The organism is Marinobacter sp. Arc7-DN-1, from assembly GCF_003441595.1.
In the GTDB taxonomy this organism is placed as follows: Bacteria; Pseudomonadota; Gammaproteobacteria; order Pseudomonadales; family Oleiphilaceae; genus Marinobacter; species Marinobacter metalliresistant.
The window spans coordinates 2,132,422-2,151,164 of sequence record NZ_CP031848.1 but is presented as its reverse complement, the minus strand read 5'-3'; the positions used below and the strand labels follow the sequence as shown (position 1 = coordinate 2,151,164).

Annotated in this window: 19 protein-coding genes and 1 other RNA gene; 8 read left to right on the top strand and 12 right to left on the bottom strand. The window is 59.3% G+C overall.

All coding sequences use genetic code 11. The annotated features are described in order from the left end of the window. Positions 1-24: 24 nt before the first annotated feature. The 5 genes from prmA to D0851_RS10115 all read right to left on the bottom strand — a co-directional run bounded on the left by prmA (position 25) and on the right by D0851_RS10115 (position 5,112). The gene (gene prmA / locus D0851_RS10135) at positions 25-921 is read right to left on the bottom strand and encodes a 50S ribosomal protein L11 methyltransferase (RefSeq protein WP_117618549.1); all 897 of its coding nucleotides are present in this window, start codon (positions 919-921) and stop codon (positions 25-27) included. A gap of 2 nt (positions 922-923) precedes the next feature. Beyond that, positions 924-2,270, bottom strand: a complete 1,347-nt coding sequence (gene accC / locus D0851_RS10130; RefSeq protein ID WP_117618548.1) for an acetyl-CoA carboxylase biotin carboxylase subunit — start codon at positions 2,268-2,270, stop codon at positions 924-926. A gap of 18 nt (positions 2,271-2,288) precedes the next feature. Beyond that, a complete protein-coding gene (gene accB, locus D0851_RS10125; RefSeq protein ID WP_117618547.1) occupies positions 2,289-2,750 on the bottom strand; it encodes an acetyl-CoA carboxylase biotin carboxyl carrier protein in 462 nt (153 codons plus the stop codon). 27 nt (positions 2,751-2,777) lie between these two features. Further along, the gene (aroQ, locus tag D0851_RS10120; RefSeq protein ID WP_117618546.1) at positions 2,778-3,218 is read right to left on the bottom strand and encodes a type II 3-dehydroquinate dehydratase; all 441 of its coding nucleotides are present in this window, start codon (positions 3,216-3,218) and stop codon (positions 2,778-2,780) included. Positions 3,219-3,501: 283 nt separating this feature from the next. Continuing rightward, positions 3,502-5,112 carry a diguanylate cyclase gene (locus D0851_RS10115; RefSeq protein WP_117618545.1) on the bottom strand — a complete coding sequence of 537 codons (1,611 nt, stop codon included), beginning with the start codon at positions 5,110-5,112 and terminating at the stop codon, positions 3,502-3,504. Between the two features lie 360 nt (positions 5,113-5,472). Here D0851_RS10115 and D0851_RS10105 point away from each other — a divergent pair, with 360 nt between their 5' ends. After that, the gene (locus D0851_RS10105) at positions 5,473-6,525 is read left to right on the top strand and encodes a DUF2333 family protein (protein WP_117618543.1); all 1,053 of its coding nucleotides are present in this window, start codon (positions 5,473-5,475) and stop codon (positions 6,523-6,525) included. A gap of 79 nt (positions 6,526-6,604) precedes the next feature. Here D0851_RS10105 and ppa read toward each other — a convergent pair whose 3' ends face one another. From ppa to rpiA, 3 genes are all read right to left on the bottom strand, one after another. Beyond that, the gene (gene ppa / locus D0851_RS10100) at positions 6,605-7,132 is read right to left on the bottom strand and encodes an inorganic diphosphatase (RefSeq protein ID WP_117618542.1); all 528 of its coding nucleotides are present in this window, start codon (positions 7,130-7,132) and stop codon (positions 6,605-6,607) included. A 502-nt stretch (positions 7,133-7,634) separates the two neighbouring features. Then, positions 7,635-8,774, bottom strand: coding sequence for an acyl-CoA dehydrogenase family protein (locus tag D0851_RS10090; RefSeq protein WP_117618540.1), 1,140 nt, complete (start codon positions 8,772-8,774; stop codon positions 7,635-7,637). Between the two features lie 145 nt (positions 8,775-8,919). Beyond that, positions 8,920-9,600 (bottom strand): ribose-5-phosphate isomerase RpiA, encoded by a 681-nt coding sequence (rpiA, locus tag D0851_RS10085; RefSeq protein WP_117618539.1) that lies wholly within the window; start codon positions 9,598-9,600, stop codon positions 8,920-8,922. 151 nt (positions 9,601-9,751) lie between these two features. Here rpiA and ilvA point away from each other — a divergent pair, with 151 nt between their 5' ends. Next, the gene (gene ilvA, locus D0851_RS10080; RefSeq protein WP_117618538.1) at positions 9,752-11,287 is read left to right on the top strand and encodes a threonine ammonia-lyase, biosynthetic; all 1,536 of its coding nucleotides are present in this window, start codon (positions 9,752-9,754) and stop codon (positions 11,285-11,287) included. A gap of 269 nt (positions 11,288-11,556) precedes the next feature. Next, entirely contained in the window at positions 11,557-11,718 is a 162-nt protein-coding gene (locus tag D0851_RS20190; protein ID WP_162893715.1) for a hypothetical protein, read from the top strand. Here D0851_RS20190 and D0851_RS10075 read toward each other — a convergent pair. The 4 genes from D0851_RS10075 to D0851_RS10060 form a co-directional block, all read right to left on the bottom strand. After that, positions 11,700-12,335, bottom strand: coding sequence for a 5-formyltetrahydrofolate cyclo-ligase (locus tag D0851_RS10075; protein ID WP_117618537.1), 636 nt, complete (start codon positions 12,333-12,335; stop codon positions 11,700-11,702). The two genes, D0851_RS20190 and D0851_RS10075, sit on opposite strands and share 19 nt — an antisense overlap. A gap of 4 nt (positions 12,336-12,339) precedes the next feature. Beyond that, positions 12,340-12,521: non-coding RNA, 6S RNA (gene ssrS, locus D0851_RS10070), on the bottom strand. A 63-nt stretch (positions 12,522-12,584) separates the two neighbouring features. Beyond that, positions 12,585-12,881, bottom strand: a complete 297-nt coding sequence (locus D0851_RS10065) for a cell division protein ZapA (RefSeq protein ID WP_117618536.1) — start codon at positions 12,879-12,881, stop codon at positions 12,585-12,587. Then, entirely contained in the window at positions 12,881-13,087 is a 207-nt protein-coding gene (locus tag D0851_RS10060) for a TIGR02449 family protein (RefSeq protein WP_117618535.1), read from the bottom strand. Before D0851_RS10060 ends, D0851_RS10065 begins: the two co-directional genes overlap by 1 nt. 260 nt (positions 13,088-13,347) lie before the next feature. Between D0851_RS10060 and D0851_RS10055 the strand changes: the two genes are divergently transcribed. The 5 genes from D0851_RS10055 to D0851_RS10035 are packed head-to-tail and all read left to right on the top strand — an operon-like array spanning position 13,348 to position 18,738. Beyond that, on the top strand, positions 13,348-13,947 hold the full coding sequence (locus D0851_RS10055; RefSeq protein WP_117618534.1) for a UPF0149 family protein: 600 nt from the start codon (positions 13,348-13,350) through the stop codon (positions 13,945-13,947). Positions 13,948-13,973: 26 nt separating this feature from the next. Continuing rightward, positions 13,974-15,293: a Xaa-Pro aminopeptidase gene (gene pepP, locus D0851_RS10050; RefSeq protein ID WP_117618533.1), complete on the top strand. Its 1,320-nt coding sequence runs from the start codon at positions 13,974-13,976 to the stop codon at positions 15,291-15,293. Positions 15,294-15,299: 6 nt separating this feature from the next. Then, the gene (gene ubiH, locus D0851_RS10045; protein WP_117618532.1) at positions 15,300-16,583 is read left to right on the top strand and encodes a 2-octaprenyl-6-methoxyphenyl hydroxylase; all 1,284 of its coding nucleotides are present in this window, start codon (positions 15,300-15,302) and stop codon (positions 16,581-16,583) included. Beyond that, positions 16,576-17,799: an FAD-dependent monooxygenase gene (locus D0851_RS10040; protein WP_117618531.1), complete on the top strand. Its 1,224-nt coding sequence runs from the start codon at positions 16,576-16,578 to the stop codon at positions 17,797-17,799. Before ubiH ends, D0851_RS10040 begins: the two co-directional genes overlap by 8 nt. A 24-nt stretch (positions 17,800-17,823) precedes the next feature. Next, on the top strand, positions 17,824-18,738 hold the full coding sequence (locus tag D0851_RS10035) for a DUF808 domain-containing protein (protein ID WP_117618530.1): 915 nt from the start codon (positions 17,824-17,826) through the stop codon (positions 18,736-18,738). Positions 18,739-18,743 lie beyond the last annotated feature (5 nt).

Below are 18,743 nucleotides of genomic sequence, written 5' to 3'. Positions count from 1 at the left end.
GTTTAGTCGTTAAGACCGTATTCGTCACCTGTCGTTACGCCGCCCTGTGAGGCGTATCCATTCTTCCCTCTGTTCGGGTTCGTCCATAACGAACCAGGGCTGGTAGGCCGCCATCACTTCCCGGGCCTGATGAGACAGGATGCCGGACAGTACCAGATCTCCGCCCTGTCTGGTCCGTGCCGCGAGATGGGGCGCAAGGCCGATCAGTGGCTGGGCCAGGATGTTTGCCAGCATGACGTCCGCCTGGGTGTCGGGCTCGTCCTCCGGCAGATAGAGGTCCAGCTTGCTGTCGTCGACGCCATTCCGGCGAGCGTTTCCCCGGCTGGCCTCCAGGGCCTGGGGGTCGGTATCGACACCAATCACATGGTCTGCGCCCAGTAACAGGGCAGCCAGGCCAAGAATGCCCGAACCGCAGCCATAATCGATGACCTGCTTGCCCTGCACATCCTGTCCGTCCAGCCACTCCAGGCAGAGGGCAGTCGTCGGGTGGGTGCCGGTCCCAAAGGCGAGGCCGGGGTCCAGCATCAGATTGGCGGCGTCCGGGTCCGGAGCCTCGTGCCAGCTGGGAACAATCCAGAGCCGTTCACCGAATTTCAGGGGCTGGAAATCGCCCATCCAGGCCCGTTCCCAGTCCTTGTCTTCAACCAGTGTCACTTCGATTTCCGGGAGCGCCTGCTGGGTTTGCTGGTGCCAGGCATCGCGGATATCGGCGCAAAGCTGCTCGATATCCCGGTCGGATTCGAATAATCCGGCGACGGTGGTCTGGCTCCAGAGCGGGGTAGTGCCGAGGTCCGGCTCGTACAGGGGCTGGTCGGCGGCATCTTCCATGGAGACGGCGTCAGAGCCCATCTCCATGAGCAGATCCTCCAGCTGATCCGCGTTATCCGGATCAGCCGGGATCTGGAGTTGTATCCAGGGCATGATTAATCCCGCATCAGTTTCTCGAGGTAGTGGATGGTGAAGTCTACCTGCTTAAAACCACCGTCGCGTACCAGTTTTCGATGCAGGGACTGGTTGGTCTTGATGCCCTCGACCAGCAGTTCGTCCAGCGCGTTCTTCATGCGCCGCCGTGCGATCTCGCGATCGTCACCCCAGGTGATCAGTTTGGCGATCAGTGAATCGTAGAACGGCGGTACCGTGTAGCCACTGTAAAGGTGCGAATCAACCCGCACACCGTTACCGCCAGGCGCGTGGAAGTGTGTGACCTTGCCCGGGCTCGGTACGAAGGTTTTCGGGTCTTCCGCGTTGATCCGACACTCGATGGCGTGCCCGGAAATGCGGATATCATCCTGGGTGTACTGCAGCGGCAGACCGCTGGCAATACGCAGCTGTTCGCGGACAATGTCCACGCCCGTCACCATTTCGGAGACCGGGTGCTCAACCTGAACCCGGGTGTTCATTTCGATGAAATAAAACTCCCCGTCCTGGTACAGGAACTCAAAGGTACCGGCGCCAACGTAGCCAATTTCCTTGCAGGCATCGGTGCAGGCCTTGAGGGTGCGCTCCCGGGATTCCGGATTGACGTCCGGAGCCGGAGCTTCTTCAATGACTTTCTGGTTCCGGCGCTGCATGGAGCAGTCACGGTCGCCCAGATGAATGCAGTTGCCGTGCATGTCGGCCAGCACCTGAACCTCCACGTGCCGGGGTGTTTCCAGGAATTTCTCCAGGTACACCGTCGGATCGCCAAAGGCATTCTTGGCCTCGCTCTGGGTAATCTGGACACCCTTGAGCAGGGCCGCTTCCGAGTGGACCACCTGCATACCGCGACCACCGCCGCCGGACGCGGCCTTGATCATCACTGGGTATCCGATTTCCCGGGCAATACGGAGTGTCCGTTCTTCGTCTTCGTCGAGCGGGCCGTCTGATCCCGGCACGGTTGGAACGCCCGCCTTGATCATGGCGTTGATGGCAGACACCTTGTTACCCATGAGGCGAATGGTCTCGGCCTTGGGCCCGATAAAACGGAATCCGCTTTTCTCGACCTGTTCGGCGAAATCGGCGTTCTCGGCAAGAAAACCATAGCCGGGGTGAATGCCCACGGAGTCGGTGACTTCTGCCGCACTGATAATTGTCGGGATGTTCAGGTAGCTGTCGGTCGGACTGTTGGGGCCAATACAGACAGACTCGTCTGCCAGGCGTACGTGCATCAGATCACGGTCGACCTGGGAGTGCACTGCCACGGTCTTGATGCCCAGCTCCTTGCAGGCGCGCAGAATCCGGAGGGCAATTTCACCCCGGTTTGCGATCAGTACTTTCTCTAACATGGCCATGAGTAACTATTACCCCGTTCAGGAAATGGCGACCAGGGGCTGGTCAAACTCGACCGGCTGGCCATTCTCGACCAGGATCTCCGTGATGGTTCCGCTCTTGTCAGCCTCGATCTGGTTCATCATCTTCATGGCTTCCACGATGCAGACCACATCACCCACGTTGACGGTCTGGCCGACTTCCACAAATGCCTTGGCAGTGGGAGACGGGGAGCGATAGAACGTGCCCACCATCGGGGATTTCAGGGTGTGGCCGGCCGGAGCTGCCGGCGCTGATGGTTCTTCCGCGGCCGGTGCAGAGGCCGCCGGAGTGGGGGCCGCCTGCGGCGCGGGGGCCGGATAATGGCTCATGTAGTGGGTGCCGGCGGCCGGCTCGCGGCGGCGAGAAATGCGCACCGAATCGTCGGCCTCATGAATCTCCAGCTCCTCGACATCAGATTCCTCGAGCAGCTCGATCAGTTTCTTGATTTTGCGAATATCCATAGTCAGTCCAGTCCCGTTTTGTCAGGTCTATCGGTGAATGCGTTTCAGGGCGGCCTGAAGTGCGAGGTCGTACCCCTGGCTGCCCAGCCCACAGATAACGCCTTTGGCGATATCCGAGAAATAGGAGTGATGCCGGAAGGGTTCCCGCGCATGCACGTTGGAAAGATGCACTTCGATAAAGGGGATCCCCGAAGCCAGCATGGCATCCCTGAGGGCAACGCTGGTGTGGGTAAAAGCCGCAGGATTGATAATAATGAAATCCACGCCTTCCGCCCGGGCTTCGTGAACCCGCTCAATCAGTTCGTATTCGGCGTTTGACTGCAGGTGCAGCAGGTGGTGGCCTTGCTCTGCCGCCCGCGACCGCAGCCGGTCGTCAATATCGGCCAGTGTCTCGTAACCATAGACCTCTGGCTCTCGGCTGCCGAGCATGTTGAGGTTGGGGCCATGGAGCACGAGAATTGTCGACATGGTTCTGTCTGCCTTGATGTCTTTTAACAGGATCGCCGAAATTAACGGCAAGTTCCCTCAATGGTGCGTGCTTGTTTCCCTCAGATCAACACTTTTTGACAATCTTCCCTGTTGTCCATTGGTCGTAAAAAGACGGCAAATGAAGCGAAACGGGATCTTTCCGTTGATGACAGTCATTGTCGTGAACGTTGGTAAGAACTTCTATACGACGTTGGTTTCATAAATGGCAGGCGCCGGGCAAGGGCTGAAGCTTGCCCGGCGGGGCAGGGGCGGGGCTGGATGGTCAATCCGCCAGGGTAACGCAGTTGCGGCCATGTTCCTTGGAGGTGTAGAGCGCCCGGTCCGCGCGCTCGCACAGGGCCTGGGAGGTATCTTCATTCCAGTCCGCGATGCCACAACTGAAGGTAACATTGAACTCCCTGTCCCCCGCTGGCCGCTGCAGTTCCGAGAAGCGTTCGCGAATTTCGTTGAGCACGTTCCGCGCATCGCTTGGGCGGGTGTTGGGCAGGATGATGGCAAATTCCTCACCGCCATAGCGGCCAATGTGATCGGTTTTGCGCAGGCGCTGCTTGAGGAACATCGACAGGCTCCGCAGCACGCGGTCTCCAATCGGGTGGCCAAAGGTGTCGTTCACCTTCTTGAAATAGTCGATGTCGATCATCGCAAAGCACAGAGGCTGGCCTTTCTGCCGTGCCCTGACAATTTCCTGGTCCAGCAGGTGCAGGGTGTGAGTGTGGTTGAACAGCCCGGTCAGGCTGTCGCGGATCATCAGCGCCAGCAGTGAACGCGCGCGCCGCCCGCGGTTATGAATGGTCGCAATCAGGTGTTTGGGATCGATCGGTTTGGTGAGGAAGTCGTCACCGCCCAGGCTCATTGCGTGGAGCTGCTTGCTGACATCTTCTTCCGCCGACAGGTAAATGATGGGTACGCTGTGAAAGCGGTCCTGCTGGCGGATTACCCGGGCGATTTCCATGCCGGTGCAGCCTGGCATGTACATATCCAGGATGATGATCTCCGGAGAAAATTCCTCCAGGCCATGAATAATCTGCATCGGGTCGGTGATGATGTGGGCGGTCATGCCCGCTTTTTTCAGCACCGTCTCCATGTATTTGGCCTGGGCCCGGGAGTCGTCCAGTACCAGTACCTTATAGGGCTCCACTGTATTGCCATGGGTGTAGGTTTCGATCTTCTCGATCAGTTGGCCGGGATCAACCGCCGGATAGAAGAATTCCTCGCCGCCACAGCGGGAAGCCTGCAGCCGGGTCTCGATGGAACCGTCCTCGTCGCTCACGAAGATGATCGGGATGGGCGTGTCGTGACGTTCCTGCAGATGTTCAATGGTGGCGATGCCCGCATTGGGCGTGCCGCCAAAGTTAACATCCACCAGAATGGTTTCCGGCTTGTGCAGTGCGCAGGCTTCGGTCAGATCTTCGGGACTGGCAAAGGCTGAGGCCCGGAAGCCGAAAAACTCCAGCTGACGGATGAGGCGGGCTGCCATCTCCTGGTGGGTCAGGGCAATGTAAACCGGAGTGCGACGGAACTGGTGAGGCACTTCGGGATTGTTGCGGTCCGTCCGGCGCAGCGTGCTTTGGGAGAGGGCTTCGATGGCATCCTGGAGTTTCCGTTCCAGAGTCTCGTCCAGCGCTGAACCGGCCTCCCAGTGGTTGATCAGCTCAAGGATGGTCTGGCCCGCTTCGGCGTGGCTGACCATTTCGAAACGTTGTGCGTAACGGACCAGTTTGTCCGTGGCGGCGGCGAACTCCCCGCGATGAGCCGCGGCCTTCTCACCGTCTTCGTGAATCTTTTGCCAGGTATCCAGAACAACCCGGGCCTGGGTTGTTACACGGCGTGCGAAATGCTGCCTGAGTTTTTCTTTCTGGCTTTCGTCGTTCATGCTGCTCCGGCCTGTCTCTTTTTCGTTATTGGTCGTCCTTCCCCGGTGCGGACAATTTTTCAACCTTAGTCCTTTTGCAGAGTCTATAGTGTTTAATGTTGTCGGCGTAGGTTGCGCACTGTAAATGTTTGTCAACTCTGCGGTGCAGGTCACAATCACCTGGCCAGCGGGCGGTATCTGTCGATTCATTATCCGAATCACCGGGATGGGCAGATCGCCGGCCGGGCCATGCTCCCACAGGAGTGGAAACTGCGGCGGAATACTCGGTACTCTGTACGCTGGGTATCGACGGAGCCATGGGTTACCATCCTGGCCGGCCGTTTGCCGCTGACAATCAACAGACAGGGGATTAAAAGTCATATGCCAGGCAAAATCAGACAGTACTTCAGGGGCAGGAAAGACGATGTTCAGGATTATGCCGGGGGCAGCGGTGTTATTGGCAAACTCATTCTGGCTTTGCTGGTGGTGTACCTCCTGGTGTCGGTCGTCCTCGGCATGTACTGGAGCAGCGAGCCCGACGCGTTTTCAGTTCGTGAATATACCCGCTCTGTAGCCAATTCCATGGAGCGTGAACCGGTGACGGGTTTCGCGACCACGGTGACCATGATCCGGATCGCAGAAACCCTGCTTGAAAAGCCCGGCGGCTATATCTCCAACGATATATTCCCGCCTGGCGTTTGGCTGGATAACATGCCCAGTTGGGAGTTCGGCGTGCTGGTGCAGCTCCGGGACCTGTCCCGGGCCATGCGCCGCGATATCGCCCGATCCCAGAGCCAGTCCGCAGAGGATCCGGACCTGATCATTGCCGAGCCGCAGTTTCATTTTGACAGCGGAAGCTGGGCCATCCCGTCTACCGAAGCGGAATACCGTCGCGGTATCGCAGCCCTGAAGCGTTACCTCAACCGGCTGTCGAGTCCGGAGCAGGCCAATGCCCAGTTCTACGCTCGGGCGGACAATCTGGCAAACTGGCTGGCGGACCTTGAAACCAGAATCGGCAGCCTCTCAAGAACACTGGGCGAGAGTGTCGGCAAGGCCTCGGTATCTGATGCAGTGGCCAATATGGATATGGATAACCCACTGCAGGAAGAGGCAGTGGGCATTGATGTGAAGACGCCCTGGACCCAGATTGATGATGTTCTCTACGAAGCCCGGGGAAGTTCCTGGGCCCTGTTGCATATCTTCCGTGCCATTGAGGTGGACTTCCGGAAGGTGCTGCAGGACAAAAATGCCATGTCCAGTATGAAACAGGTGATCATTGAGCTGGAGGGTGCCCAGGGGCCAATGTGGAGCCCGGTGGTACTGAACGGCAGCGGTTTTGGCGTACTCGCCAATCACTCACTGACCATGGCCGCCTATCTCTCCCGGGCCAGCGCGGCAATCAGTGATATGCGAGATCTGCTTTCCCGGGGGTGATTGATGACCTGTCCCGGGTGGGCAAGCATAAAAAAACCGGGCATCGCGTCCCGGTTTTTTGTGCCCTGGAATTACCGGATCAGCCCTTGTAGGCGTTCACGGAATCCACGATGGCTTTTTTGGCAGCTTCGGCGTTGTCCCAGCCCTGAACCTTGACCCACTTGCCCGGCTCAAGTGTCTTGTAGTTCTCGAAGAAGTGCTTGATCTGATCGCGCAGCAGCTCGGGCAGATCGGTGATTTCCCGAACGTTATGGTAGGTGGTGGTCAGTTTGTCGTGGGGCACGGCAACCAGCTTGGCATCACCACCGGCTTCGTCTTCCATGTTCAGCACGCCAACCGGGCGGCAACGGATCACGGAGCCTGCCTGAACCGGGTAGGGGGTTACTACCAACACGTCCAGGGGGTCGCCGTCGTCGGCCAGGGTGTGCGGGATGAAACCGTAGTTGGCCGGGTAGAACATCGGGGTAGCCATGAAGCGGTCGACCAGCAGGGCGCCCATGTCTTTGTCCAGTTCGTACTTGACCGGTGAGCTGTTGGCCGGGATTTCGATAGCAACGTAGATGTCTTCAGGCGGGTTCTTACCTGAGGGGATGTTGTCGAATTGCATGTGCGATCCTTCCTGGTACGTTAAGGTACGTTTAACTGCTAACTGCGGTTAAAAAGTGGACGCAATTATACGGGAGTCTCCTGCAGTTCGAAACTAAACCTTGGTCGGGCCGGACTTTGAAGCGGCTCCTGTCTGGGTATCTGGCATTTGTGCATGCGGCTATCTGCCAGGACCTTCCGAAAAACGCCCGTAAATACGTCCCTGTAGGGCTCGGTCGCGCCATCCTTGGCGCTCCACGTTTTCGGAAGGTCCTGGCAGATAGCCGCCCGAACTTTGGTGATAGGCCGGGAATCGACGCATGCGAATTGTGGGATAAGCATGCTCTGAATCCCGTAGGGGTGTGTCAGGGGCCTCTCCCAAAACTGTGCGGAGCCATGGATGGCGGAGCCCAAGCGTCACAGGGATGTGCCGCAAGGAGCGTGTTTTGGGAGAGGCCCCTGACACACCCCTTCCTCGAAAGTCTCGGGCTACAAGGTTCAAATGCGCCTCCACACCACGAAACCTAGAGCCGGAGCTGCTTGGCAATCAGTTCCTTCATGATTTCGGTCGTGCCGCCGCCGATAGAAAGAATTTTGGCGTCCCGGTAAAGGCGCTCGACGACGGTTTCCCGCATGTAGCCCATGCCGCCGAACAGTTGCACGGCTTCCCGGGTGACCTTTTCGCAGACGTCCACGGAGAAGTTCTTGGCCATGGCTACCTGCTTGATGGGGTTCTTGCCGGCCTGCATCAGGGCAGCGCAGCGGTAGGTGTATTCCCGGGCCACGTCAATCTGGGTGGCCATGTCCACAAGTTTGTGGCGGGTTACCTGGAAGCCGGCGATGCTGCGGCCAAAAGCCAGCCTCTGCTGGGCGTATTCCAGGGCTGCCTCATAGGCGAGTTGGGCGGTCATGTAGGCCATGATGGACAGACTCAGGCGCTCGGCCAGGAAGTTGCTCATGATGGCGATGAAACCGGCGTTTTCGGCGCCGATCAGTCGGTCGACGGGGACACGGCAGTCTTCAAAAAAGAGTTCGGCGGTGTCGCTGGCCCACCAGCCCATTTTCCGCAGCTTCCTGCCGGTGGAGAACCCGGGCATGTCCCGGTCAATGAGCAGCAGGCTGATGCCACCGTGGCCCTCGCCCCCGGTGCGGACGGCGACGGTGTAATGGTCGGCGCGCATGCCGCTGGTGATGAAGGTTTTGCTGCCGTTGACCATGTAGTGGTCACCACTGCGAACGGCCCTGGTTTTGAGGCTGGCCACATCCGAACCGCCACCGGGTTCGGTAACGGCGAGGGCAGAGATTTTCTCGCCCCGGAGTACCGGCGGAACAATCTGCTCGCGGACCTCTTTCTTTGCCCACTTGGCGACCGGGGGCAGGCCGATATCCAGGGAGCCGAGGCCGGCAACGAGTCCGCCAGAGGTGGAGCGCATGAGTTCTTCGGACACGGCCACCTTCAGAAAGATGTCCCCTTCGCCGATGCCGCCCAGGGCTTCCGGGAAGCCGATGCCCAGCAGGCCCGCATCGCCGGCTTTTTTGTAGAGCGCTCGCGGGAATTCGCCGGCTTCTTCCCAGTCATCGATATGGGGCAGCACATGGGTATCGATGAACTTGCGGGCAGTCTGGCGCACCTGTTCGTGAGTTTCGTTGAAGTAATCGGACATGGTCGAGTCCCCCCTGATCGGAATCAATGGCAAGCAGTGTCGCGTAATTCCTGAACCCAAGCAAGCGCTTGGTTTGCCTTCCGTGGGGCAATAAAAAAGCTGGCCCGAAAGGCCAGCTCTGTTGCGTAATCCAGGTAGGGGAGGCTCAGGCGCCCTTGCGGGGAATGCTCTTCACCCCGTCTTTGGTGCCAAGCAGCAACAAATCAGCCGGGCGGCGGGCAAACAGGCCGTTGGTGACCACGCCCACGATGTTGTTGAGCTTTTCCTCGATCTGGATCGGGCGGGAAATGTCCATGTTGTGAACATCGATGATGATGTTGCCGTTATCGGTCACTACGCCTTCCCGGTAAACCGGATCGCCCCCGAGTCTGACGATCTCCCGGCCAACATGGCTGCGGGCCATGGGGATGACTTCCACCGGCAGCGGGAATTTGCCCAGAATACCGACCATCTTGGAGTCGTCTGCGATGCAGATGAAGGTTTTGGCGACCGCCGCCACGATCTTCTCCCGGGTCAGGGCGGCACCGCCACCCTTGATCAGCTCCAGGCGCTCGTTGGTTTCGTCAGCACCGTCAACATAAAACTCCAGTTCGCCGGCACTGTTGAGGTCATAGACCGGAATGCCATGGCTTTTCAGGCGCTCGGCGGTGACTTCGGAGCTGGCGACGGCACCGTCAAATTCAGTTTTCAGCTCGGCCAACAGGTCGATAAAGAAGTTGGCGGTGCTCCCGGTGCCAACGCCGATGATGCTGTCGCTATCCAGACGAGGGGCGATGTAATCAAGGGCGGCTTTGGCGACGGCTTTTTTCAGTTCGTCCTGGGTCATGGGAGGCTCCGGCTGCAAATCAGATGGGATTTGCACGCATTATAGCGCTTAAGAGCGCTCTGCTTATAGACGGCTGGCGTGCAAACTTTCTACACTGTGGGTTTTTCCCAGCCGACCATCAACCGCAAACCAACCAAAAGCCGGAATTGCTATGCCGCAACGCTACATCAAGAAGATTCTCGATGCGCGCGTCTATGACGTGGCCATTGAAACACCCCTCACTGAAGCCCGTAGTCTGTCCAAGCGTTTTGGCAATAATATTCTGCTCAAGCGTGAAGATCTTCAGCCGGTGTTCTCCTTCAAGATTCGCGGCGCCTATAACCGGATTGCCCAGCTTTCCGAAGAGCAGAAGGCCAGGGGCGTGATCTGTGCCTCGGCTGGCAATCATGCGCAGGGTGTGGCTCTGGCGGCGAAAAAGCTTGGCATCAAGGCTGTGATTGTGATGCCCCAGACCACGCCTGAGATCAAGGTGCGCTCAGTGCGGGACCACGGTGCCAGGGTGGTACTGAAGGGCGATGCCTTTGATGAAGCCGCTGCCCATGCCCAGGAACTGGTCCAGAAACACGGCTACACCTACATCCCGCCCTATGACGATCCGGATGTGATCGCCGGCCAGGGCACGGTGGCCATGGAAATCATGTGGCAGTTCAGCAAGCCGATCCATGCCATTTTCATCTGTGTTGGCGGTGGCGGACTGATTGCCGGCATGGCGGCGTACATCAAATATCTGCGTCCCGAGGTCAAAGTAATTGGCGTCGAGCCGGAGGATTCCAACTGTTTGCAGGCGGCCATGAAGGCGGGCAAGCGGGTGGTGCTGGACGAAGTCGGTATTTTCGCCGACGGCGTGGCGGTCAAGCAGATCGGCAAGTACCCATGGGAGATCTGCAAGGACCACGTGGACGAGGTGATCACCGTATCCACCGACGAAATCTGTGCCGCCATCAAGGATGTGTTTGAGGATACCCGTTCTATTGCCGAACCGGCCGGTGCGCTGGGCGTGGCCGGGATCAAGAAGTACATCGAGCGGGAGCAGATTGAGGACGAAAACCTGATTGCCACCCTGAGCGGTGCCAACATGAACTTTGATCGCCTGCGCTACATTTCCGAGCGCACGGAAGTCGGTGAGAAGCGCGAGGCCATCCTGGCCGTGACCATTCCGGAAAAGCCGGGGGCGTTCAAGACCTTTATCAATGCCCTGCACAAACGCAGCATCACCGAGTTCAACTATCGGTATGCCGACGCCACCAATGCCACGATTTTCGTGGGCATCCAGATCGCAGCGGGTGGCCACGGCCGTGAAGACCTGGTTCAGGACCTGCGGGAGAATGGCTATTCCGTGGTCGACCTGACCGACAGCGACCTGGCCAAGCAGCACATTCGCCATATGGTGGGCGGCCACGCGCCGACCATTACCAACGAAAAGGTTTTCCAGTTCGAGTTTCCGGAGCGCCCCGGTGCTTTGCTGAAGTTCCTGATGTCACTGGGCACCCGCTGGAACATCTCCATGTTCCACTACCGAAACCATGGCGCAGCCTACAGCCGTGTTCTGTTGGGGGCTCAGGTGGAAGATGACGAAGTGCAGGATTTCGAGAAAATGCTGGACAAGGTCGGCTTCCGCTATGAAAACATGACGGACAATGAGGCTTACCAGCTGTTTCTTGGGCAAGGAAATGCACGATCGAGCTAACGTAGAGTAGGTCAGGGGCTGGTAGGGCTTTCCAAAACTGTGCGGAGCCATGGATGGCGGAGCCAAGCGTACAGGGACGTATTTACAGCGTGTTTTGGAAAGCCCTACCAGACCCTGGCCGGCCGCCGTGCACAAAGCTTACCTAATTTTAATCTGTCAAAAATTGTAAAAGTGCAGATAGGTGTTAGTCTTTCTTCTGATTCTTGAAGTCAAGAATAGCTCACTGATTTCCCGACACTTTCAAAACTGCATTTTGAGGAACTGAAGCCATGGGCGGCAAGCCTGACATCATCAAAGCCATTGTGCTGATTTTTGCCATCGGCCTTGTGATAACCGGTTTCACATCCATCCACACCTCAGAAGACAAAAATGGCAGGGCCAACAGCCTTGTAGGCTCTGTTCAGGTCATTAGTCAGCCGGTGAATCGGTAACGCCGTTTATCGGTAACCACGCTGTGCAGGGGCACGTCCCAGGGTTCTACTGGCAGCTTTTCTACTTTCTGAAAATCATGGGCCAGACCGATCAGTTTTGGGGCCAGTCGTGGTCGTATCCGGCTGAAGGCAAACGTCCTGTCGTAGAATCCCCCGCCCATTCCCAGCCTTCCGCCGTTCTCATCAAAACCCACTAACGGAAACAGCACCGCATCCAGTGCCCATGCCGGGCGCCGAAGGCCTTTGCTGAACGCCGGTTCGGGAATGCCGAAACGGTTGGCGGTCAGCTCCACGCCGTCGTAATAGGGACTGAACACCAGTCTGCCTTCGTGAATCGGGTGCAGTACGGGCAGATAGAAGCGGATGCCCTTGCGCAGGGCAATGTCCAGGTAGACATGCGGGTCAATCTCGCCGTCGTTGGGCAGATAGATGGCAATGTGGCGGGCGCGGTGCAGGTCGGGATTCTTCAGCAGGTTCAGGGCCAGGTACTCGGCGGCTTGTTGCTGCTGCTCGAAACTAAGCGCGCGCCGGTGCTGCCGAAGGCGTTTGCGAAGGTCACTGCGCGAAAGGGTGTCCGGATGGTATTCAAACGGTTGGGGGGCGATAAACTGGCTCAAAATAAAGCTTCCCGGGCTGCCGTTATCGGATGTTGCCCTTGAACCCAGAGTTCAAGGTCGGTGGCCGCTGTGACATATTAGGCTTTCCCCTGACGGGGACGTGCTCACAATGCCCTGAAGTAGCCACCTGGGTAATGCGCATCGGCTCGAGGACGTATCCGACCATAGCGAACAGCCCAGGAAGTTGATCCCATTATACGGGCAGGGTCGGGGCCGATTGCAACACCTGTCATGCATTCTGTGCGGATTTTAATGGCCCGAGCCGTCACCGAGGGCACCGTCGAGTTTGTTGTCCATGGCCCTGAGCAGTGTGCTGGTGGCGTCGGACATGGTGTCGCGTTCAAGCAATTCATGGGTCATGTTCAGGGCAGCCATGACAGCAATGCGCTCGGTGCCGAATACTTTGCCGCCTGCGCGGATTTCCCGCATTTTGCTATCCAGGTGCCTTGCGGCCCTGATCAGTGCGTCCTGTTCTTCCTCAGGACAGGCGACCAGATATTCCTTGTCGAGGATCTTCACCTCAACGGTGGTGGATTGCCGTGCCATCAGTGATGCTCCAGTGCCCGAAGGCGGCCGATCATGGCTTCGATCTTGTGCTTCGCGTGATCGTTCTTCTGCATCAGCTGGACCCGTTCCCGGTTCCAGTCATCCTGCAGCACCCGCAGTGTGGCGTTGTCCCGCTCCAGTTTCTGGCAGTGCTCTATCAGCCTGTCCAGCTTGTCCGCTAATGCCTGTACTTCGGACTGTTCCATGAGGTGCCCAGCAGTGGTTTGAGGTTATTAAAGCCAACTATAAGTGTGGATGGTAAGTCGGTCAATTTACAGGCTTGTCATTGCAGCCCCTGCGTGATGCAGATCACTGATCAGCCGCCTCTGCGAATCCGGGCGCCTGCTGTCGGGTTCAGGCGTGTTCTCCAGTGGGGTATCATCGGGCCATCCGACGGGAAGTGCCTTGGCATCCCCTGAATGCTAGGATAGGCACTTCATTCAACAACACAGGATCCGCCTGTTTCATGTCAGAATCCGACACTTCCGGTGCTGCCCGCGCCGCTGAATTTGAGCGCTGGGCCAATGTCTTTACCGCCCACAAGGCGTTCAGCCATCCCTCCGAATTGCATGGAGCCCTGTGTGGGCGGCTGGCTGCCGGATCCCGTATTGAAGAACTGGACTGGTTGGCGATGGTGTGCGAGCACATGGGGTTGCCCGAGAGCACTGCCGAGGAGTCCGGCGACCTCGCCCCGTTCATGAATAAGGCCTACGATCAGGCTCTGGGGCTCTTGAAATCGGCCGACATGAGTTTCCATCCTCTATTGCCTGACGATGATTACGCCATTGAGCAGCGCCTTGAGGCCCTGGTCGCCTGGGTGCGGGGATTTCTGGAAGGAATGGCGCTGGCTGCCGGGGAGGCTTTGGGGCAGGCTCCGGACGAGATTCGCGAGCTGATTGAGGATATGGTAGCAATCAGCCAGCTTTCCGACGACGAGGAAGCGGACGATGAAAGCGAGCAACAGCTACTGGAGATTACCGAATACATCCGGCTGGGGGCGCTGGCGGTGTTTACCGAGTTCAATGCCCCGGAAAAGCCGGCGTCTGAATCGCCGACCCTGCACTGAGCAGGCCAACGACTGCAGGAGAGTGTATGACCTCCATGATACCTCTGAAGGAGTTTGCCGAGCGCCGTCGCAAGCTGATGGAGCGGATGGCGCCGGACAGCATTGCCATTATTCCGGCGGCGCCGGAGCGTGTTCGCAACCGGGACGTGCTGCACCCGTTTCGCCAGGACAGCGATTTTCATTACCTGTCCGGTTTTGGTGAGCCAGAGGCGGTACTGGCCCTGATCCCGGGGCGGGAACATGGCGAGTCGGTCCTGTTCTGCAAGGAGCGGCATCCGGAAAAAGAGCTTTGGGACGGTTTTCTGGTGGGCCCGGAGGGGGCCATTGAGCGTTATGGCCTGGACGATGCGTTTCCGGTCTCCGACATTGATGACATCCTGCCGGGCATGATCGAAGGTCGCAGCCGGGTCTACTACCCGCTGGGCAGGGACGATCATTTCGACGCCCGGGTGATGGACTGGGTGAAGGTGATTCGCAGCAAGGTCCGCAGTGGTGCCCACCCGCCCGGTGAGTTTGTGGCTCTGGAGCATCTGCTTCACGACCTGCGGCTTTTCAAAAGCGCCAATGAAATCAAGGTCATGGCCAAGGCCGGCGAGATCAGCGCCGAGGCTCATTGCCGGGCCATGAAGCGGGCCCGAAAAGGCGGCTTCGAATACAACCTGGAAGCCGAACTGATCCACACCTTCATGGAACACGGTGCCCGATCAACGGCTTACCCTTCGATTGTCGGCGGCGGAGCCAACGGCTGCATCCTCCACTACATCGAGAACAGCGCGCCGCTGAAAGAAGGCGACCTGGTGTTGATTGATGCCGGCTGCGAGTACCAGTGCTACGCCTCGGACATTACCCGGACCTTCCCGGTCAGCGGCAAATTCAGCACCGAGCAGCGTGCCTTGTATGAGGTGGTCCTGGCGGCGCAGTACCAGGCCATTGAGGCGGTTTCTCCGGAAAACCACTGGAACCGGCCCCATGAGGCGGCGCTGGAGGTGCTGACCCGGGGCCTGATCGATCTGGGCCTGTTGTCGGGCACGGTGGAAGACGCCATCGCCAACGAAGCCTATAAGCCCTTCTTCATGCACCGCACCGGCCACTGGCTGGGAATGGATGTGCATGATGTGGGGGATTACAAGGTGGGCGATGCCTGGCGCCAGCTGGAGCCAGGGATGGTGCTGACGGTTGAGCCAGGGCTCTACATCGCGCCGAACAATACCAATGTGGATGAGAAGTGGCGGGGCATTGGCATCCGTATTGAAGACGACGTGGTGGTGACCAAGGGCGGTTGCCGGGTTCTGACCGATGCGGCTCCCAAAACCATCGCCGACATTGAAGCCCTGATGGCGGACTGACAACCTGTGACCAAGCCCGATACCGATCTGATCATTGCCGGCGGTGGCCTTGCCGGGGCAACGCTCGCTCTGGCGGTGGCCCGGATGGTGCCCTCGCTGCGGGTGACCGTGGTGGAGGCGTTCCCGCTCTCGCCTGATGCCCTGCCCGAGAGTTACCAGCCCAGTTACGACGCCCGTTCCACGGCACTGGCCTGGGGCTCCCGGCTGATCTTCGAGGAGCTTGGGCTCTGGCACCGGCTGGCAGAACATGCGACGCCGATCCACCACATTCATGTGTCTGACCGGGGCCATTTCGGGGCGACCCGGTTGCACGCCTCCGAGCACGGGCAGGAAGCCCTGGGTTACGTCGCCGATAACCGCTGGATGGGCCTTTGCCTGATGCGGGAGCTGCTGGAAACCAATGTTCAGTGGCAGGCGCCGGCGGAAGTCACGGATATGACGCCAATGCCCGAGGGCGTTCGGGTGCAACTGACCTCTGATGACAACGGCACCCGTGAGCTGACTGCCCGCTGCCTGGTGGTGGCGGATGGCGGACGCTCCGGATTGCGGGAGAAACTCGGCTTCCAGCCCAGTCACCACAGTTATGGCCAGAATGCCCTGATCGCCAACATCTCCACCAGTGATAATCATGGCTTTACTGCCTTTGAGCGATTCACCGATGCGGGCCCCATGGCGCTGTTGCCCCACGGTTCCCCATCCTGCGCCGGCCATCAGTCTGCGCTGGTATGGACTCTGAACGACGAGGCCCTGGCCGAGGTTCTGGAGCTGCCGGATACCGACAAATGCCGGCGGCTGCAGGAACGGTTCGGCTGGCGCCTGGGGCGGTTTACCCGAATCGGCAGCTGCCATCATTACCCGCTGACGCTGACCACGGTGGACGAACCCGTCCGCCCCGGGGTTGCTCTGGTGGGCAATGCGGCCCACGCGCTTCATCCGGTGGCGGGGCAAGGCTTCAATCTCGCCCTGCGGGGCTTGATGACGTTGGTAGAGCAGTTCCGGCTGGCGACAGAGCAGGGCAAATCCATTGGCGACCTGGATGTGCTAAGGCGGTATCAGGCGCGGCATCGGCAGGACTGGCAGCAGACGGTCCGGTTCTCGGATTCACTGGTGCGGGTGTTTGGGCAGTCGATGCCACCGATCACCGCCGCCCGGGATGCGGGGCTGGTGGGTCTTGATCTTCTGCCTGGAGCAAAACGCTGGTTTGCCCGCAAGGCCATGGGGCTGGGCGGACGCCGGGCGGTGATAAGCCGTCCGGGCAGGTTAAACAGGGGCGGGACGCGCCATGAGTGACTCAACAACCTTCGATATCCTGGTGGCCGGTGGTGGCATGATCGGTTCGGCCCTGGCCCTGGGCCTGTCCCGCCAGGGCTGGCATGTGGGCCTGGTTGAGGGGGCTGAGCATAAAACACTGGTTCAGGCGCCTGGTCCGGCCGAAACCGTGGCGGATTTTGAGCCCCGGGTCAGTGCCATTTCGGTTGCCAGCCAGCAACTGCTGGAGCAACTCGGGGTGTGGTCCGGCATTACCGCCGGCCGCCATTGCCCATACCAGAGCATGACCGTCTGGGATGGTGATGGAACCGGGCGTATAGAGTTCGAGGCGGCGGAACTCCAGGCTCGGGCCCTGGGAACTATCATCGAGAACCGGAGCATTGTGCGGGCTCTGTTCGAAGCCCTGGAAGAAAGCCCGGTTGAGCTGATTGAAGGCGCGATCATGACCGGCTGCCGGCGTGGGTCCGGCGACTTGACGGTTGAACTGGAGGATGGCCGTGCGCTGGCTGCCCATCTGGTGGTGGGCTGCGACGGCGCCAACTCCCGCTTGCGTCAGTGGCTGGGCCTGCCAACCCGGGAATGGGACTACGATCAGCAGGCTATTGTATGCACGGTGCGCACCAGCCAGAGCCACCGGTTTACTGCCTGGCAGCGGTTTTCACTGACCGGGCCACTGGCGTTCCTGCCCCTGCTGACCGAATCCGGAGATGAGCATTTCTGTTCCATTGTCTGGTCCCAGGACACCGAGGAGGCCCGTCGGCTGATGGCGCTTGGCGACGCTGATTTCACGGCTGAGCTTGAGCGGGCCATTGAGCGGGAGCTGGGGGCGGTTGAAGCGGTTTCCCGCCGGTTTGCCTTTCCGCTTCGCCAGCGCCACGCCAAGAACTACATTGCCCCCGGTTTCGCCCTGGTGGGGGACGCCGCCCACACCATTCACCCGCTGGCCGGGCAGGGTGCCAACCTGGGTTATGGTGATGTCCGCGCCCTGCTGGACGAGCTGTCACGGGCCCGGAAGGCCGGTCTGAACCCGGCCAACGAGCTGGTTCTGGAGCGCTATCAGCGCCGCCGGAAAGGTGAAAATCTCACCATGATGGCCACGATGGAAGTATTCAGGCAGCTGTTTGGTCGCGACGAACTGCCGGTGCGCTGGTTACGGAACACCGGCATGCGCTGGCTCAATCAGTTGGGGCCGGTCAAGAACCGGATTGCCGCCGAGGCTATGGGCCTAAATGCCTGAAACGCATCAACAAAGGAATGTTTAATGGCAGGAAGCAGTTTACTCGTACTGATCGATGACATCGCCTCCGTGCTGGACGATGTTGCCCTGATGACCAAAGCCGCAACGAAAAAAACGGCGGGTGTTCTGGGTGACGATCTGGCACTCAACGCCCAGCAGGTGACTGGGGTAAAACCGGCCCGGGAACTGCCGGTGGTGTGGGCCGTGGCCTGGGGCTCGATGATCAACAAGGCGATACTGGTGCCGGCGGCCCTGGCGATCAGCTTCTTCATGCCCTGGCTGGTCACGCCCCTGCTGATGCTTGGGGGTGCGTTCCTGTGTTTTGAGGGCTTCGAGAAACTGGTGCACAAGTTCCTGCACCGGGAGGAGGATCAGAAGCGCAAGACGGAACTGCATGAGGCCCTGAAGAGCCCTGAGGCGGACCTTCGCGCGGTCGAGAAGGACAAAATCAAGGGCGCCATCCGGACCGATTTCATTCTCTCCGCCGAGATTATTGCCATCACTTTGGGCACCGTAACCACCCAGACTATTGGTATGCAGTTCATGGTTCTGGCGGTGGTCGCCATCATGATCACCGTCGCCGTTTATGGCCTGGTGGCAGGTATCGTCAAGCTGGACGACGGAGGACTGTACCTCAGCCAGACAGGCAACCCGATCTTACAGCGGCTGGGTGAGGGGATACTGTGGCTGGCGCCGTATCTGATGAAAACGCTGTCGGTGCTCGGCACTCTGGCCATGTTCCTGGTCGGCGGCGGTATTCTCATCCATGGCTTTTCGCCGGTTTACGATGCCATTCATCGCTTTGCCGAGGGTTTTGGCGGCATGGCCGGGGCACTGATTCCCACCGCTGCCAACGGCCTGTTCGGTGTTCTGGCCGGGGCGGTTCTGGTGGCGCTGATTACTCCGCTGGCCCGGTGGTGGCAGGCACGGTCAGCCTGACCGGC

Excerpts from the sequence above, each read along its gene's own strand:
- pepP (WP_117618533.1), top strand. The coding sequence starts at position 13,974 with ATGACCTCCATGATACCTCTGAAGGAGTTTGCCGAGCGCCGTCGCAAG.
- accB (WP_117618547.1), bottom strand. The coding sequence starts at position 2,750 with ATGGATATTCGCAAAATCAAGAAACTGATCGAGCTGCTCGAGGAATCT.
- D0851_RS10065 (WP_117618536.1), bottom strand. The coding sequence starts at position 12,881 with ATGGCACGGCAATCCACCACCGTTGAGGTGAAGATCCTCGACAAGGAA.
- D0851_RS10060 (WP_117618535.1), bottom strand. The coding sequence starts at position 13,087 with ATGGAACAGTCCGAAGTACAGGCATTAGCGGACAAGCTGGACAGGCTG.
- D0851_RS10055 (WP_117618534.1), top strand. The coding sequence starts at position 13,348 with ATGTCAGAATCCGACACTTCCGGTGCTGCCCGCGCCGCTGAATTTGAG.
- D0851_RS10115 (WP_117618545.1), bottom strand. The coding sequence starts at position 5,112 with ATGAACGACGAAAGCCAGAAAGAAAAACTCAGGCAGCATTTCGCACGC.
- D0851_RS10090 (WP_117618540.1), bottom strand. The coding sequence starts at position 8,774 with ATGTCCGATTACTTCAACGAAACTCACGAACAGGTGCGCCAGACTGCC.
- aroQ (WP_117618546.1), bottom strand. The coding sequence starts at position 3,218 with ATGTCGACAATTCTCGTGCTCCATGGCCCCAACCTCAACATGCTCGGC.
- D0851_RS10035 (WP_117618530.1), top strand. The coding sequence starts at position 17,824 with ATGGCAGGAAGCAGTTTACTCGTACTGATCGATGACATCGCCTCCGTG.
- D0851_RS10105 (WP_117618543.1), top strand. The coding sequence starts at position 5,473 with ATGCCAGGCAAAATCAGACAGTACTTCAGGGGCAGGAAAGACGATGTT.
- prmA (WP_117618549.1), bottom strand. The coding sequence starts at position 921 with ATGCCCTGGATACAACTCCAGATCCCGGCTGATCCGGATAACGCGGAT.
- D0851_RS20190 (WP_162893715.1), top strand. The coding sequence starts at position 11,557 with ATGGGCGGCAAGCCTGACATCATCAAAGCCATTGTGCTGATTTTTGCC.
- accC (WP_117618548.1), bottom strand. The coding sequence starts at position 2,270 with ATGGCCATGTTAGAGAAAGTACTGATCGCAAACCGGGGTGAAATTGCC.
- ilvA (WP_117618538.1), top strand. The coding sequence starts at position 9,752 with ATGCCGCAACGCTACATCAAGAAGATTCTCGATGCGCGCGTCTATGAC.
- rpiA (WP_117618539.1), bottom strand. The coding sequence starts at position 9,600 with ATGACCCAGGACGAACTGAAAAAAGCCGTCGCCAAAGCCGCCCTTGAT.
- D0851_RS10040 (WP_117618531.1), top strand. The coding sequence starts at position 16,576 with ATGAGTGACTCAACAACCTTCGATATCCTGGTGGCCGGTGGTGGCATG.
- ppa (WP_117618542.1), bottom strand. The coding sequence starts at position 7,132 with ATGCAATTCGACAACATCCCCTCAGGTAAGAACCCGCCTGAAGACATC.